Source organism: Streptomyces sp. NPDC059832 (genome assembly GCF_042731715.1).
Classification (GTDB): Bacteria; Actinomycetota; Actinomycetes; order Streptomycetales; family Streptomycetaceae; genus Streptomyces.
This window is the reverse complement of record NZ_JBHWIY010000021.1, coordinates 70,508-86,596: the sequence shown is the minus strand read 5'-3', so window position 1 is coordinate 86,596 and position 16,089 is coordinate 70,508. Positions and strand designations below refer to the sequence as shown.

General features: G+C 70.0%; 12 protein-coding genes. 5 read left to right on the top strand and 7 right to left on the bottom strand.

Annotated elements, in window-relative coordinates:
- Window positions 1–106: 106 nt before the first annotated feature.
- Window positions 107–1,501 (bottom strand): FAD-dependent oxidoreductase, encoded by a 1,395-nt coding sequence (locus tag ACFV8T_RS30080; protein WP_385333656.1) that lies wholly within the window; start codon window positions 1,499–1,501, stop codon window positions 107–109.
- A gap of 104 nt (window positions 1,502–1,605) precedes the next feature.
- On the opposite strand from ACFV8T_RS30080, the gene ACFV8T_RS30075 reads away from it, so the two are divergent.
- The gene (locus tag ACFV8T_RS30075) at window positions 1,606–1,971 is read left to right on the top strand and encodes an ArsR/SmtB family transcription factor (RefSeq protein ID WP_385333653.1); all 366 of its coding nucleotides are present in this window, start codon (window positions 1,606–1,608) and stop codon (window positions 1,969–1,971) included.
- Window positions 1,972–2,271: 300 nt separating this feature from the next.
- On the opposite strand, the gene ACFV8T_RS30070 is transcribed toward ACFV8T_RS30075, so the two are convergent.
- The gene (locus ACFV8T_RS30070) at window positions 2,272–3,126 is read right to left on the bottom strand and encodes a putative RNA methyltransferase (protein WP_385333651.1); all 855 of its coding nucleotides are present in this window, start codon (window positions 3,124–3,126) and stop codon (window positions 2,272–2,274) included.
- A gap of 808 nt (window positions 3,127–3,934) precedes the next feature.
- Between ACFV8T_RS30070 and ACFV8T_RS30065 the strand changes: the two genes are divergently transcribed.
- The 4 genes from ACFV8T_RS30065 (at window position 3,935) to ACFV8T_RS30050 (ending at window position 11,406) form a co-directional block, all read left to right on the top strand.
- Window positions 3,935–8,803: a CHAT domain-containing protein gene (locus ACFV8T_RS30065; RefSeq protein WP_385333648.1), complete on the top strand. Its 4,869-nt coding sequence runs from the start codon at window positions 3,935–3,937 to the stop codon at window positions 8,801–8,803.
- A 48-nt stretch (window positions 8,804–8,851) separates the two neighbouring features.
- Window positions 8,852–9,292: a hypothetical protein gene (locus ACFV8T_RS30060; RefSeq protein ID WP_385333645.1), complete on the top strand. Its 441-nt coding sequence runs from the start codon at window positions 8,852–8,854 to the stop codon at window positions 9,290–9,292.
- Window positions 9,289–9,945, top strand: a complete 657-nt coding sequence (locus tag ACFV8T_RS30055) for a hypothetical protein (protein ID WP_385333642.1) — start codon at window positions 9,289–9,291, stop codon at window positions 9,943–9,945. Before ACFV8T_RS30060 ends, ACFV8T_RS30055 begins: the two co-directional genes overlap by 4 nt.
- A 657-nt stretch (window positions 9,946–10,602) precedes the next feature.
- Entirely contained in the window at window positions 10,603–11,406 is an 804-nt protein-coding gene (locus ACFV8T_RS30050; protein ID WP_385333640.1) for a class I SAM-dependent methyltransferase, read from the top strand.
- A 157-nt stretch (window positions 11,407–11,563) separates the two neighbouring features.
- On the opposite strand, the gene ACFV8T_RS30045 is transcribed toward ACFV8T_RS30050, so the two are convergent.
- The 5 genes from ACFV8T_RS30045 to ACFV8T_RS30025 form a co-directional block, all read right to left on the bottom strand.
- A complete protein-coding gene (locus ACFV8T_RS30045) occupies window positions 11,564–12,319 on the bottom strand; it encodes a TioE family transcriptional regulator (protein ID WP_385333815.1) in 756 nt (251 codons plus the stop codon).
- 194 nt (window positions 12,320–12,513) lie between these two features.
- Window positions 12,514–13,497, bottom strand: a complete 984-nt coding sequence (locus ACFV8T_RS30040) for a GNAT family N-acetyltransferase (protein WP_385333637.1) — start codon at window positions 13,495–13,497, stop codon at window positions 12,514–12,516.
- The gene (locus tag ACFV8T_RS30035) at window positions 13,487–13,660 is read right to left on the bottom strand and encodes a hypothetical protein (RefSeq protein ID WP_385333635.1); all 174 of its coding nucleotides are present in this window, start codon (window positions 13,658–13,660) and stop codon (window positions 13,487–13,489) included. Before ACFV8T_RS30035 ends, ACFV8T_RS30040 begins: the two co-directional genes overlap by 11 nt.
- 102 nt (window positions 13,661–13,762) lie before the next feature.
- Window positions 13,763–14,581, bottom strand: coding sequence for an isocitrate lyase/phosphoenolpyruvate mutase family protein (locus ACFV8T_RS30030; protein WP_385333632.1), 819 nt, complete (start codon window positions 14,579–14,581; stop codon window positions 13,763–13,765).
- A gap of 310 nt (window positions 14,582–14,891) precedes the next feature.
- Window positions 14,892–16,013, bottom strand: a complete 1,122-nt coding sequence (locus tag ACFV8T_RS30025; protein WP_385333629.1) for an MFS transporter — start codon at window positions 16,011–16,013, stop codon at window positions 14,892–14,894.
- Window positions 16,014–16,089 lie beyond the last annotated feature (76 nt).

The following is a 16,089-nucleotide window of genomic DNA, read 5'->3' as shown; positions in this document are numbered from 1 at the left end:
GGGGGGGAGCAGGAGGGGGGGTTCTGTGGGGTGTTTGCGGGCGGGCTCCCTCCCCTCCCCCCCCCCCGAGAGGGCGGGGAACCCACGGCCACGCAGACCGCCCCGATCAGACCTCACCCGCCACGGCACACCCATCGAGATCAAGGGGTGAGGAGACCGCAGCGGGCACCGGAGCTGCGCAGCAGCCTCCGCCGTCGGCCTGGTCGGTTGCCGGGCCGGCTGCCTGGTCGGCTGCCTGGCCGTCGAAGAGTCCGGCGCCGCCGCAGACTCCGGTCTCGGGGAGGGTGAGTTCGACACGGTCGGCGGACTCGAGGTCACCGGCGATGGCAGCGGTGACGGAGTGGACCTGCTCGTAGCCGGTCATGGCCAGGAACGTCGGGGCTCGGCCGTAGGACTTCATGCCGACCAGGTAGATCCCCGGATCGGGGTGGGACAGCTCGCTGTGGCCGTGGGGGTAGACGGTGCCACAGGAGTGCTGGTTGGGGTCGATCAGCGGGGCCAGCTCGGTGGGAGCCTGAAGGCGCTCGTCGAGGCCGAGCCGGATCTCGGAGAGAAACGACAGGTCGGGACGGAAACCGGTCAGCACAATGACCTCGTCCACCGGGTCCAGACGGCGTCCGTCCTCACCGACCAGGATCAGGCGGCCGTCCTCGTCACGCTCGATGGCTTCGGTGCGGAAGCCGGTGACCGCGTCCGCGTGCCCGTTGTCGACGGCGGCCTTCGCGGCCAGGCCGAGGGCCCCTCGGGCGGGAAGCTGGTCGGCGGTTCCGCCACCGAACGTGGCTCCGCTGATCCCGCGGCGCAGGATCCACACCGCGTGCGTACCGGGCTCCGCCTTCGCGACGCCGGCGAGGGTGGCCAAGGCGGTGAACGCGGAGGCGCCGGAGCCGATCACGGCGGTGCGCCTGCCTGCGTAGCGGTCGCGGACTGCCGGGTCCTTGAGGTCGGGGACGCGGTAGGTGATGCGGTCGGCTGCCGCCTTCTCGCCGAGGGCGGGCAGGCCGCCTGCCCCGGCCGGGCCGGGGGTCGTCCAGGTGCCGGAGGCATCGATGACCGCGCGGGCGACGACACGCTCCTCGCCGCCGTCGGCAGTGGTGAAGTGCACGACGAAGGGCTGGGTTTCGCGGTCGGCATCGACGATGCGGTCGCGGCCGGCGCGTGAGACTCCGGTGACGGTGGCGGTGTAGCGGACGCGGTCGCCCAGGGCGTCGGCGAGGGGCTGGAGGTATCGCGCTGCCCAGTCCCCGCCGGACGGGTACGTCGTGGCGTCGGGCCGGGTCCAGCCGGCCGGCGCCAGGAGCTTCTCGGCGGCCGGGTCGGTGACCTCGCCCCAGGTGGAGAACAGCCGCACATGCGACCAGTCGCGCACGGAGGAAGCGGCGGCCGGTCCCGCTTCCAGGACCAGCGGTTCGATGCCGCGCTCGACCAGATGGGCGGCGGCGGCCAGCCCGGTGGGGCCGGCGCCGATGACGACAACCGGCAGGTCAGCAGTGGTGGTCATGGTGGTGATGTCCTCCGGAATAGGCGGTCGATTCGACCACTGTTTCGATTGCTGTCGATATCAAGAGCTTGGCATCAGGCATCGACAAGTGTCAACATAGACATATGTCGAAGTCAGAGCTTGTGGATCTGCCGGCCCTCGACGCGGGAACCGTGGTGCCGTGCTGCCCGCCCATCACAGCCGGGGAGCTGTCGCAGGACAACGCGGAGAAGATGGCCCTCATGTTCAAGGCCCTGTCGGATCCGGTGCGGTTGCGCCTGTTCTCCAAGGTCGCCTCGCACCCGGGGGGCGAAGCGTGTGTCTGCGACATCTCCGACGTCGGCGTCTCCCAGCCGACCGTCTCCCACCACCTGAAGAAACTGCGCGAGGCCGGCCTCCTGACCTCCGAACGGCGCGGAACCTGGGTCTACTACCAGGTCGCCCCGTCCGTCGTGGCGGCCATGTCCGCCATGCTCGACCTGCGCTCCTGACCAATGGCCCGGGTCGACCGGCCAGCCTGCGCGGTCCCTCCGCCCGGCAGAAGACCCACTCACCCTTCATGCGGGGAGACCATCTGGCCGCCACGCTCTCGCCGATCGGGACTGCCTGGGCGGTCAGTTGCCCCTGGAGCCGAGCCCCACGGGTCCCGGTGCGACACCGGGGACGATTCCCTCGACGGTGCGGCGGCGGTCTGCGAACGTGCGCTCCGCCTTCCTCGCGTTGCAGGGAAGGCAGAGCACCAGGCGTGCCCACTGCCCGTCGGTCAGCAGGAACGTGCACCCGCTTTCAAGTCACCGAGGCCGGTAGGCGGTGGCCAGCACGGAGACGGTGACGGTGACCCGGCCGGGCACGAGACCGTGATCGGCCAGGTCCGCACGGTTCAGGTGGCGTGCGCTCGGCGTCATCCCCACCAGATCAAGGGCCTCCGGTCCGGTCAAGGACGTGACGTACTCGACCACCTCGGTACCGGCGGCCTCGAAGAAAGGGGCCAACACCTTGTGCAGGCGACGTTCCTTGGCCGGGTCGATCGCGACCATTCCAGGCACCTCACTGCGCAACTCGTGCAGGTGCCGCCCGGTCGGACGTACCACGACCAGCCGACCGCACGGGCGCAGCACCCGGTGGAACTCGGACGGGTTGCGCGGGGCGAACACGTCCAGCACGACGTCTGCCATCCCGTCGACCAGCGGGAGGGGACGGAAGACGTCCCAGGTCGCGGCGGCTGCTCGCTCATGGGCACGGGCCGTCGCGCGCAGCGCCCGCGCTGAGGTGTCCAGGCCCAGACCGCGAGCACCGGACAGCTGCTCAAGGACGCCGGCCAGGTAGTAGCCCGTGCCGCACCCGACGTCCACCACGGTGCTCCGCTCGGGCACGGCGTCGGCCGCCAGGTGAGCCACGGTCCGGCGGATCGGCCCGAACCCTCCGGTGGCCAGAAACCGGTCCCGGGCTCGGACCATGGCCGCGTCGTCGCCGCTGGTGGCGCGGCTGCCTGTCAGGAGGCCGACATAGCCATGCCTGGAGATGTCGAAGGTGTGGCCCGTCGGGCAGCGCAGCGCGCCACGGTCGGAGTGGAGACAGGCGCCGCACGTCGGGCAGCGCAGGAGATCGAGGAACGATTCGAGGGCAGGGGAAAGCAAGACAGGCACAAGGCACTCCTGGCAGCGGTGTGAGGAAGGGACCGTGCCTGCACGCGCGGTCGGCAGATCGCCGCCCCAGGGGGAACGGATCGGCGTCGGCCCTCGATGCGGGCAGCGCCGGAACGCGGGTCACGCGGCAGGCACACCGAGGAGGGCGATGCCGTCCGGCATCGCCCTCACAGCCTCCCGATCAGTGGAAGCAGCAGTGCGGAGTGCTCATGAATGCCACAGCACGATTCTACGAGGCGCAGCCGAAGCCCCTCGCATTCCGCAGTCAGGAGACACGGCCTGCGCAGACGAGGTTCCGGGTGAACCCGAAGCACCACGAAAACGAGGCAGGAATCGAAGTCGTCAGCGACTCCGGTGAAGACAGGTTTTGACGGGTTTCGACGGGGACAACTCCTCGATCACGGCCGAAGTGTCACCTTCCTGCGGCATCCCCAGAACCTCCGAACCCCAGGACCAACTGGTGCGCACGAAGCGCGCCGTACGACTGGTCACAGCCGCCCGTCGATGGCCGCGACGAGCAGGGCTCGAACTGCCGGAAGAGCCCTCCCTGCTCAGCTGCGCTCCCCGCTCAGCCGCTCTCACGATCGGCGGCCGAAGGCCGCAACACGGGATCACGTTGACCACGTTCGGGAGCGAGTTCGGCGCAACGGGCCGACCAGGCCCGAAGGGTCTCGAACCTACGCCGGTGGCGACCATTTCATGTGATCACGAAAAAGTCGGACTGGAGTACTGGAGAGGGTGTTTTCAGTAGTCTGAGGCGATGCCAGAGGATCCGCCGCCCCCTTCCGCACCGGACCCGGCCTCAGCCGTGAGACGAAGGATCGTCCGCTTCCGCGAGTCGGGGGACCCGTGGCACCTGACCGATCCGCAGGCCGAGGAGGAGCACGCCGCGGCCACGGCCGCGCTGATCCGCGTCGGCCGCGCGGGTGAGCCCGAATACAACATGACGGCGGCGGCGGAGTTGGCCCGGTTCCGCTTCTGGCGCGGTGTGGTGTCCGGCACCACATCCGGACAAGCCGAAGCCGACGACGCGATCGGCTTCTTCCTCGGTCTGCGGCAGACTGCGCCGGACCTGATCCCCGCCGAGGTGGCTGACTTCGTCGGGACCCTCGCGACGGACGCGACCCACCGCCTGCGCTGGGCGGTCGACTGTGCCGACAGATTGTTGTCCCTCTCGGACGGCAGCGACCTCAGCCCTCTCGACCGGGCCATCGACCGCATTCTGTGGGCCCTTCGGACAGCGCCTCCGGACCCGGCGGGCCGGATCCTCGCCCTCGGGCGTCTGGGGCAGGCGTATCACGAGCGTCATCGGGTCGCCGGGGACGTGGCAGACGCACGGAGCACCGTGATGGTCCGTCAGGAAGCCGTCGCCCTATCACCGCCAGGCAGGGATCGGGCACGCAGACTGTCGTTGTTGGCCGATTCGCTGCTGGTCGTGCACGAGCGGACCGATGAGAGGCCCTGCCTCGAAGATGCCATCCGGGTGCTGGAGGAGTCGATCGCCACCACCCCGCCCGGCGACCAGTTCCTCTGGCTGCGGCATCAGCGGCTGGGACGGTCGTACCGACATTTGGCCGGGACGACGGACTCGGTCGCCGACTTCGACGCGGCCGTGCGGTGGGGACGGCTTGCCTGCGCCACGATCGACAGCTCCGACACGGACTACGGGTCCACTCTGACAGCGCTCGACAAGAGCCTCCACGCCCGGCACGCGAAGACTCACGACCGGGCCGACCTGGACGAGGCCGTCACACTGTGGCGGACGGCGCTCGCCCGGATTCCGGGGGACGATGCCCGAAGAGCGGACTTCCTCGTGAATCTCAGCGACGCCCTGTACCGCCGGTTCGACGACGAAGGCGACCCGGCCGGCTTCGAAGAGAGCGTCCGGACATGCGAAGCCGCGGTCCGCGAGGCACCGGAGGGCAGCCCCTCGTGGGTCCGGGCCTTGTCCGATCTCTGCTATCGGCTGCGCCGCAGGTTCGAACACGGTGGGGATCCCGCCGACCTGCGGGAGTCGGTTCGCGTCGGGCGTCTCGCGGTCGCACTGACCTCCCTGGACGACGGCGAAGACGGGATCGTCACGTACTCGAATCTCCTGAATGCCGTCATCGCCTGTTACCACGAGGTTCGCGACCTGCCCTGTCTGGACGAGGCGATCGATCTCTGGGCGGTCCTTCTCGCGGCGACGCCGGCCGACCATCCGGAGCGAGGCCGACGGCTCGCCGGCAAGCTGGATGTCCTCGAAAAACGCTTCGAGCACGCCGGGGACCGGGCCGACCTGGACCGGGTATTCGATGCCGCCCGCGAGTGCCTCGCCGCCGCGCATCCCGACTTCGGGCAGACAGCAGGGACGCTGCTGCGGGTCGCCTTCCGTCTCGACATCCGGGCCGACGAGGCCGATGGCTCCCTCAACATCGGGCTCGAACTCGACAACGTCCGGTTCACGATGCGGTCGCGCAGCGCGGCGGAACTCGACGCCATGGACACCCTCGTCGACCTGGCCAGATCGGTCGCACCGCGAGCTGCCGCCGATGCGGCCGACCGCGAGGTCCGCCGGGGCTTCCTCGCGATGGCGCTCGCCACCCGGTACCGGGTCACGGGCTCGGCGGAGGACGGGGCCGAGTCCATCCTTGTGATGCGGGACATAGTCGCCGCTGCGGATCCGGGCGATCCGCGGTACAGCGCCTACCTGTCGAACCTCGGGGACACTCTGATCAGCAGGTTCCTGAGGGACGGCGACGTGAGCGACCTCGATGCCGCTGTCGAAGCCCACGAGCAGGCGTACCGTGCCACGCTTCCGACCGCCCCGGACCGCAGGGACTACCTCCCGAAGCTGGCCCTCGCTCTTCGACTCCGCTACGACGACCGCCGGAACCCGGACGACCTGGAGCACGTCGTCGCAGTCATCCGCGATGCGGTGGCCGAAGGACGTCCGGCGCCGGACTGCCGGTCGGCGGGTCTGAGCACACTGGCCAAGGTCCTCGAATGGCGGTTCCGCCACACGATGGACCCGGCGGATCTGGACGCGGCGGTGGCCGCCGGGCGGGAGGCAGTGGATCTCGACGCCGGGAACGAGGCCCGGTCCACCACTGCGCCTTCACGCCTCGCGTCGGCGCTGTTCGCCCGCTACGAACAGACCGGGAACGCCGCCGACCTCGACGAAGCGATCTCGACCCTGGGGACGGCCCTCGCGAACATGCCCGACGGCGACGAGAGGCGCCCGTCCGAGCTTCACAACCACGCTGTCTATGTCCAGGCCCGAGCGCTGCTGACCGGCTCGTCGGCGGACTTCGACCGATCCGTGATCGAGCTGCGCGAAGTGACGAGCACACGGTCGCCCGGCGACTCGACGCGCTCCCGCGACTTCTACAGTCTGGGGATGGCGCTGCGAGTCCGGCACTCGCAACTGGGCGACGACCTGGACATGCATGCGGCGGTCGAAGCCCACCGCACCGCGCTCCGGGGTGCGGCCGGGGATCCACTGATGCGGCCGATCGCCGCCGTCGGACTCGCGAACGCGCTCACCCAGGTCTTCCAGCGGACCGGCGACCGCGCGGTCCTGGACGAGGCGATCACCTTGGCCGCCGGGGCGGAGCACGAGTTCCCGGAGCACGGGGGCCTCGTCAACCGACCGCTCTCGACCCTCTCCTGGCTCCTCCGCATGCGGGTCGATCTCCCGGGTGATCCCGACCCCACGGACGTCACCGAGATGCTGCGGGTCAGCGAGCGGATGATCGACGCGACCCACCCGGGCTCCTCCGAATACGGCCTTCTCCTCCGGAACCGCTCCGTGGCGCTGACGACGGCAGCCCGGGTCGGGCGAGATGCGACCTTGCTGGACCAGGCGGTCGCCACCGCCAGGCAAGCCGTCGACGTCACCCGACCGGGGGACGCGCGTCGGGCCGAGTGGCTGTGGTCACTGGGTCTGATCCTGAGGCAGCGCCACAACGCCACCGGGAACCGCGCCGACCTGGAGGCCACCCTGGCGTGCTGGCGCGAGGCCGCCCGAGACCCCTACGGCGACCCGGACACGGTCGCGCGGTGCGCGGTCCGCGCCGGTCGGCTCGCGGCGCAGAAGGGCGAGATCGAAGGAGCGGTCGCGGATTACGGTCTCGCGGTCCGGCATCTGCCTACAGTCGCCTGGCACGGGATGCGGACCGGGGTGCGCAGCGACACCCTTCGCGGATGGTCGGGTCTGGCCTCCGAAGCCGCCGGGGCCGCAATCGCCGCCGGACAGCTTGCGACCGCGGTCGAACTGCTCGAACAGAGCAGGTCGGTCATCTGGACTCAGGCACTGCACCTCCGCAGCGATCTCAGCGATCTGGCCGACTCCCACCCCGACCTGGCCGAGCGGCTCACGGCGCTGCGGACCCGGCTCGACGCCTTCTCTCCGATCAGCGAGCCGCACCAGCTGGTCGGTCTGGCCGACGGGATCCAGGGTCCGGAGTTCTCTGCGGAGGCCGGCGAGCGCCGCCGGGATCTGGCCCGGGAATGGGACGAGACGGTCGAGCGGGTCCGCCGGATCGAGGGGTTCGAACACTTCCTCGGGCCGACGCCGTACGCCGAGCTCAAGGACGCGGCCACGGGTGGTCCGGTGGTCATCGTGACCGTCAGCGGATACGGCTGTCATGCGTTGATCGTCCGTCATGACACGTCTGAACCCGAGGTCGTGGTGCTCCCCGGGGTCTCGATCCACGATGTGTCCGGCACAGTCCCGGATCTGTTGTCCGCCGTCGGGACCCAGACCGACCCGAGCGCTTCGTTCCTTGCACGTGAGCGGGCCCGGCACGTCAGCCACGACATCCTCGGCTGGCTGTGGGACGGGATCGTGGGGCCGATCCTGGAACGGCTCGGACACTCCGCTCATCCGCGCTCCGGCCGGTCTGCCGAGGCGCCACCGCGTCTGTGGTGGTGTCCGGTCGGGCTGCTCAGCCTGCTGCCGCTGCACGCCGCGGGCCACCATCCGCGCCACAGGTCGGCCCCCGGCACCGGCAAAACGTGGACCGCGGACCTGGTGGTCTCCTCCTACACGCCGACGCTGGCCGCACTGTCCCGCAGCCGGATCCGGCGCTCGGGGCCGACGATGCGGCGCCACCTCGCGATCGCGCTGCCGGAGACGCCCGGTCTGGCCGCGTTGCCGGCGGTGGCCGATGAGCTGGCCGGCCTGCGGCGGTATGCGGCGAGTCCGACCGAGGTGGTGAGTCTGGTCGGGTCGGCCGCGACCCGGCGGGCCGTCCTCGACGAGCTCCCGCGCTGCGACCGGATTCACTTCGCCTGCCACGCGGCCCAGAACCTCTCCGATCCGGCGGCGAGCTCCTTCAGCCTCGCCGACGGTCCGTTGTCGATAGCGGATATCGCAGACTTGGAACTCGCCGACGCGGATCTCGCGTACTTGTCGGCATGCCAGACCGCTACGGGCGTCCCTGACCTCGCGGACGAGGCGATCCACCTCGCAGCGGCTGTGCAGTTGACCGGCTTCCGGCACATCGTCGCCACCAGCTGGCCGGTCGGCGATTCCTCGGCCGCAGGCGTATCGGACCATTTCTACAGGGAGTTGACATCGTCCGACAGCGGCGCGGAGCCCGCCATCGCGCTCCACCGAGCCGTTCGCGCGCTGCGTGACAGCGATCCCACCGAACCCATGAAGTGGGCGTCGTACGCCCACTTCGGAACCTGACCCGTACCAATCGCGCATCGGTGTATCCGTGTATCGGCAGAGGTGACCATGACCAATCAGCCCCAGCCTCCGATCCCTTACGAGCAGACCTCGGACTACCGCTGGACGGAGGTCGCGTTCGACCTGTTGGAGTCGGGCGCTCTCACAGCACTGGTGATGACGAATGACAACGTCTCCTCGGCCGTTGTCGAGGGCGCGTGCCCGCGCTGCGTGCACCACTTCACCGACCGGCGTCCGCTGACCGCCGTCACCAGCGGGATCGGCGGGAGCCGCGCGGGCGTCCAGGGAACCGGCGGCACCGGCCTGGTGGCGCCTGCCGGCGCGTACGGCTACGGCGACCCGGTCGTGCTGGACGTCACCTGCTCGTGCGGTGCCGCGCATCCGGCCGGGGCATCCGGGGCCGCCGACTCGACCGCCGTCAGCGGCTGCGGTGCCAGCTTCCGTATCGAGCTCACCGCCGACCCCGCTCCGGCCGACGGACAGCCATGACCGGAATGCCACTGAGGCCACGCAAACCGGAGCGCCCACCGACGCCCACGGACCTGGCCGAGCGCGACCGCTTCGCCGCGCTGGCCGAAGCCTCCCTGCCCGCGGTCCGCGCCAACGCGGAAGCCTGGCGCAACGGTCTCGCGGCCTTCGTCACGCTGATCACCACCGGCGCAGTGCTCAAGGGCCGTGATACGACGGCGCACCTCACCCTCGACTGGCGCATCGCGGTCACCCTCCTCATCGGCGGCGGCATCGCCCTCTCCCTGGCAGGGCTCTGGCAGGCCCTCGCAGCTCAGGCCGGCACCCGTGAGGGCATGGTGACCCTGGCGGAGATCCATCGCCGCCACGCATCGGTCGCGGCCTATCAGATCGCCCTGGCCGACGCCGCAGCAGCCCGGCTGAGGCGAGGCCGGACCATCGTCGCCGCAGCGCTGGTGTGCTTCCTCCTGGGCATCACCGCGACCTGGTGGGCCCCGGAAGCAGGCCCGGATCCGGCCGCGTACGTGCGGGTCACGCACGGCGGGACGTCGACGTGCGGGGCACTGAAGAGCGCCGATGGCGGGAGCGTGCGGATTCAAGTGGCCGGAACGGTGAAAGCTGTCGTCGTGCCCGTGGAGAAGGTCACCAATCTGCTTGTCGTGGCACGTTGTTAGCCACGCACGACCCACCGCCGACCGGTACCGGCACTCCGATCGGCCACAGCGTCATGTCGACCACCGGCACGCAAGAGTTTCGAGAAGCCCCTGCGCGTAGTCATCGAGACCAGAACCTGACGACCGTCGGCGCCCACACCGACATGGCTTCCCCCCGTGCGAACCCGTCCTCCTCGGTCTCGCGGGAATCCGGACGCCCGGATATCGGCGGGGCCGCCGCCGTACTCTTGGAGTTTGCAGGGAGTGGCGGGGGTGGGCGGTGAGGCCAGGGGAGCTGATCGCGGGCCGTTACGAGCTGGTCGAGAAGCTCGGGCGGGCGGGATGGGCGAGGAAACGGCCACGCCTCCTTCGATCACGGCCCCGACCCGGTCGCTCAGCTACTCGGCGACACCGTCCGGTCGACCGTCGACGCCGAGCAGAGCGACATTCCGCTGATCGAGAGCGGGCCGCCGTCCCACCGGGACAGCACCAGGTCCCATGCGCCGCTGCTCCTCCGCCGCGGCTGCGAGCACTTCCGCGGCGGAAGACGAACAGGTCGGGAGACACCATCCTGACCCTCGGCAGCCGCGGAGTCCCTACTGGTCCGCCCGTAAGACCGGCGGACGGGGCACGGCCCTGCGAACGGGGTGCGGCTGCCCCCTCTGCCAGAATCGCCACATGGCTGAACACAACACGGATCACGGCTACCTGCTGGACAACCAGCAATCAGAAGCAGGGGTCCGCTTCGGCGCCCTCAGTGAATTGTTCGATCCGGTGACGTTCCGGCATGTCGACCAGCTCGGGATCGCTGCCGGCATGCGGTGCTGGGAGGTCGGTGCCGGCGCTCCGTCCGTACCCCTCGGGCTGGCCGAGCGGGTCGGCCCGGCGGGAACCGTGGTCGCCACCGACATCGACGTGTCATGGACCCGAGGCGTCGACGGAGGCGTGATCGAGGTGCTGCGGCACGACGTGGCGGCCGACCCGCCGCCGCCCGGCGGCTTCGACCTCGTCCACGCCCGACTGGTCCTGGTACACGTCACCGATCGCGCCGAGGCGCTGCGCCGGATGGTCCAGGCGCTGCGGCCCGGCGGCTGGCTTCTCCTGGAGGATGCCGACCCGGGGTTGCAGCCGCTGCTGTGCCCGGACGAGTCCGGTCCCGAACAACGGCTCGCGAACCGACTGCGATCCGGCTTCCGCTCCTTGATGGCGGCCCGCGGCGCGGACCTCGCCTACGGACGAACCCTCCCCCGGCTGCTGTGCGAAGCCGGTCTTGCGGACGTTCGGGCCGACGCCTGCTTCCCGATCACCTCACCGGCCTGTGCCGTCCTCGAGGCCGCGACCGTGCGGCAGATCCGCCACCTGCTGGTGGCGGAAGGGCTTGCGACCGACGAGGAGATCGACCGCCACTTGGCGAACGTCGCCACCGGACGCCTCGACCTCGCCACCGCCCCTATGATCTCCGCGTGGGGACGCCGGCCGTAGCCCTCCCCGATCGGCTCACATACATCAGCCCTCCAACTGGACTGTCTTCCTCGCCCTGTTGACGGCTCCCTTCCCACCTCCCGTACGATCGGGGCGCCCCATGGGCCTGCCTGGCGGCCTGGCGGTGATCACCAGGGCTCGGCCGGCGGCCGAAATCTCATCCGCGCTCGCGTAGGTACGCCTCAAGCTCCGCGGCCCCGGTCAGCATCGAGCGCCCGCGGGCGGACAGCCGGCCATGCCAGTCGTGCAGGGCTGACTCCAGCGGCTCCAGCCCGCCGGCCGCCCGCACCTGGGCGATCAGCGGGGCGATCCGCTCCAGCAGGTAGCCGCCCCGCCTGAGCTGGTGGGCGAGTTGGGCATCCCGTACGTCGGCCTCGCCGTAGACGCGGTATCCGGTCCGCGAGTCGCGGCGCGGGCTCACCAGCCCGGCGCGCTCCCATGTGCGGAGCGTCGCGGGACGGATCCCGAGCTTCCTTGCCAACGGTCCGATGAACGTTCCGCCGGGCCCGAACACAGCTGTGTCCGGGTCGGACACCGCCGCGTCGGGTTCGGACGCCGCGGTGGGCGCCAGGTCACGGAGGGCGCTCTCCACGGCTTGGAGGGTCCGGCGGTCGTCGAGGAGTTGGGCGTGGCTCTCGTCGATGAGACGGAACGCCTCATCGACCGCTTCCTCGTTCACCGCCCGCATGATCGACGTCGCAGTGTGGTGGCCGTGGCCGCGCACCAGGGCGAGGAACGCGCGCAGGGCCTGTGCGTGGAGCGCGGTGTAGGTGCGGTAGCCGTGGGGTGTACGACCGGCGGCCGGAAGGATTCCGGCCGCCTCGTAGTTCCTGATCGCCTGCGTGGACAGACCGTGCCCGCGGGCCAGGTCGACCGGCCTGAGCCGTTCACCGTTTTGAAGGTTTCGCGCCATGGCCCCGTCGATGTCATCGAAAAGTTTCAACCAAAGGTTCGACGATACCGTTGAATGCATGGCTACTGACATCAGAGACATCGCCCATGCCGTCGAGGCGAACCCGTCCACCGGCAGGGACGGCGGGACCGCGCCGGGTGCCGGCGGCATTGTCACATCCTGCGGGCTGACAGGACAGCCCGATGACCGGTCGGTCAAGCAAGCGGCTTGCGGTATCGGACGTACTCGTTCTGCCGCCGGAACCCCACGCTCTCGTAAAGATCGTAGGACCGGTGCGGATTTGCCGTGCCCGTGAAAAGCCGGGCGGTCGTTGCCCCTTGCTCGCGAAGGCTCCGCAGGCCGTCAAGCAGCAGGGCCCGGCCGATTCCGAGGCGTCGCCGGCCTGTCCGGACACTCAGCTCTTCGACCTCACCCACGGTGTGGTCGTGGCGGCGGATGGAGCAGAGTGCGACGCCGACCATGTCCTGCCCGTTCCATGCAGCCCTCCAGCATGCCGGGTCGGCGGTGTCGACGAAATCCTGGAAAGGCCATTTCTGAGTGAAACCGGTGTCCGCATACGAATCGACGACCGTACTCCAGGCTGCACGGTAGTGGCTTGACCCGATCGGCCCCGTCCATATCCCGGCCGGCAATTCGCTGCCCGGCTCGGGCAACTGCTGCAGATCGTCCAGCTCCAGCTCGACCAGGCTGAAGACCCGTCGGTATCCGGTTGCGAACAGAAGCGCCGTGGCGTCCTGTTCGGAGGTCATGGCGTTCGCGCCGATCACTGCCGTCCGCGCCGTCCCATGCTGTACGGCGAGCCGGCGGATCCGCTCTTCGGCCCAGCTCAACATGGCCGAGCCGATGCCCTGGTCGCGATACTCGGGCAAGAGGTAGCCGCGGTGCAGGTAGAGCCACGTATCGTCCCGTTCCTGCCACCACCGGATCGTCGAGTAGCCGACGACGCTTCCGTCGCGCACCACCAGGATCTGGTTCCTGGACGGCTCCTCAAGCTTGTCAGAGGCTGCGGCAATCTCAGCCGCTGTCGGGAGCCCTTCCACAACCGAATGGGCATCGACCCGGTCCCGTTCAGCACACCCCAGCCGCACCGCGGCCATGGCGCTGTGGTCTTCGTCGTCGCGACACGGCCGGAACCCGAAGCCGGCCGGAAGGTCCTGTCCTGGCGTGTCATCCGACATGGCCGGAGGATCTCAAACTCTGCGGCAGGACCGCCATCCTATTCGCCTTCGCCTCCTGCAGGCGTATGCGGAGGTGGATGCCGTCGGCCCATGCGTAGACGTAGGCGGTGCCGTTCTCGTCGATCAAGGAGGAGCCGTTGGCGGTGGTGCCGTCATCGTTCACAACGTTGCTGTGGCTGCGGATGCGGATGAATGCTTCGATTGGTCGTTCCGTGCTGGGGAATTGGCCACTCCGCAGGGTGTGCGGAGTCGGCTGGTGGGCCGGTCAGTGGGGATCGGAGAGCAGTGCGTTGAGCTCGGGGAAGGCGATGCCTTCGGCGAGGGTGTCGTAGGTGCCGGTACCGAAGAGCTCCTGCGCGGCGCGGCGCGCGGCGGCGTAGGCGGCTTGTGCCACGCCCGAGCCGAGACTGACGCGTGCCACGCCAAGGGCGCCGAGCCCGGCGACGGTCGGGGTGCCGGGGCCGGCCATGACGTTCAGCGGTACGGAGATCTCCCTGGCCAACGCCGTGATGGTGGCGGTGTCGGTGACGCCGGGGACAAAGATGCCGTCCGCGCCCGAGTCAACGTACATGTGCGCCCGGGTCAGGGTCTCTTTCAGTCGGGTGTCCGGATCGCCGAGCCCGAGCAGGAAGGTGTCGACACGGGCGTTGAGGAACAGGTCCGTGCCTGCGCGGTCCGCGGTCCGCCGGGCCGCAGCCAGCCGCGACGCGAGCTCTGTCGGGGGCCGGGTGCCGTCCTCGATGTTGACGCCGACGGCGCCCGCCGCGAGCACCCCGGTGACGGTCTCGGCGACTCCGGCGGCGTCCTTCCCGTATCCGCCCTCGATATCGGCGGTGACCGGAACCGCGACGGCGGCGACGATTCGGGCGATCAGCTTCAGCGCTCGGTCGCGGGCAAGGACGTCGCCGTCCGGAGAACCGAGCGACCAGGCGACCCCGGCGCTGGTGGTGGCGATCACTGGAGCGCCCGCGGCCTCGATGACGCGGGCGCTCGCAACATCCCAGGCGTTGGCGAGCGCGAGGGGTACGGATGGAGTGTGCAGAGAGCGGAAGAGGTGAGCGTTGTTCGGCCGTGTGATGGTCATGGGCGCAATCAAACATCGACCACCACCCACCGTCTGGCAAGAATCCGACATGGCCGTCGCCCTCGATTCGGAGGGGCCAATGACTCAAGGAGCGGCACAACAGCCGTCCCGACCCTCCTGACCGAACGCGGCTCATCACTCGGCTCATCACTCCGCCGTCGGCGATTTCGCCGGAGTACTACGCGTACGCGGCCCCATCGGCGCCTGCACCGGCTCCCCGGGGTGCAACCGCCATCGGACTGCTGTGCTGGGAGATTCGACGTGGCCGCTCGAATTTCCACGGCACACGCTCAAGGGTCGGCCCTGTTCATCAATGGGTTGTCGTCGCCCGGTCCTCGGCCGGGTCGACGGTTGTCGACGGGATGACGAAGTATGCCAATGCCGCGAGGACCGCCACACTCGCTGCCAGTATCAGAGTGCCGGGAAGCGACCAGGCCGCAATCGGTCCGGCGACAGACGCACCCATGGCGAATCCGGTGATCTTCAGGCTGGCGCCGGTGGTGAAGATCTGGCCGCGCAGGTGTTCCGGGGCTTCCCGGTGGCGTACTGCGAACAAGGCGGCCAGTTGGGGCCCTTCGCCGATCCCGGCCATCAGTGCGGCCGCGATCAGCACGGCCGGCCGACCCGACGCGGCCGAGGCCAACGCGGCAGCCTGGACAAGGGCACCGGCCCAGATGATTGTGTCGGGCGCGACCGAGCGCGGAAACCGCGCGAGCACGGCGTTGGCCATCAAGGCGGAAATCGCCGCGCAGGAGAGCAGCATCGCGCCACGGCCGGCTCCGCCCAGAACACGCTCGCCGAGCAGCGCGATGCAGGCCGTCAGCATGCCTTGAGCCGCACTGGAGACGACCGAGCTGAGGGTCGCTCGGGCCAGAGACGGTCTCCTGACGATGACCCGTATTCCGGCAGCAAGGTCGCCGATCACCGAGGTTGCCCGAGAGCCCCGCCTCCAACCGGGGTGGGCGGGCAGCATCCACGCGGCGGGCAGCGCCAAGCAGATGAGCCCCGCGGAGACCACCACGGCCGTCGGAGCTCCCAGCGCCTCCGCCAAGCCGCCGACGAGGGCCGGACCGGCCAGACTCGCCGCACTGAACGTCATGGCATCGAGCGCGTTCGCCCGAGGCAGGCCATCGCCCGGTACCACCCGGGGCAGTTGAGCCGTCCATCCGCCCGACAGGGCCGGTCCCAGCAGCCCCGTGAACACGGCGATCAGGATCGTGACAGCGAACGGCAAGCGGCCGAGCCCCACGAGGATCACCCCCAGGCCAGCCGCGTACAGGACGAGGGCCGCTGCCAGCAGGCGGCCCGGCCGTCCCGCTCTGTCGAGGAGCGCCCCGAGCACCGGCCCTCCTACCGCGGCGGAGATCGTGATGCCCGCGAGCAGCGACGACGCGGCGGCGGACGATCCGGCCAGTGTGAATCCTGCGAGCATCAGTGCCGGTCCTGACATCTCGTCCCCGGCACGAGCTGCCACTGCTCCGGTGAGATAGAGGCGGAGTGAGTAACGC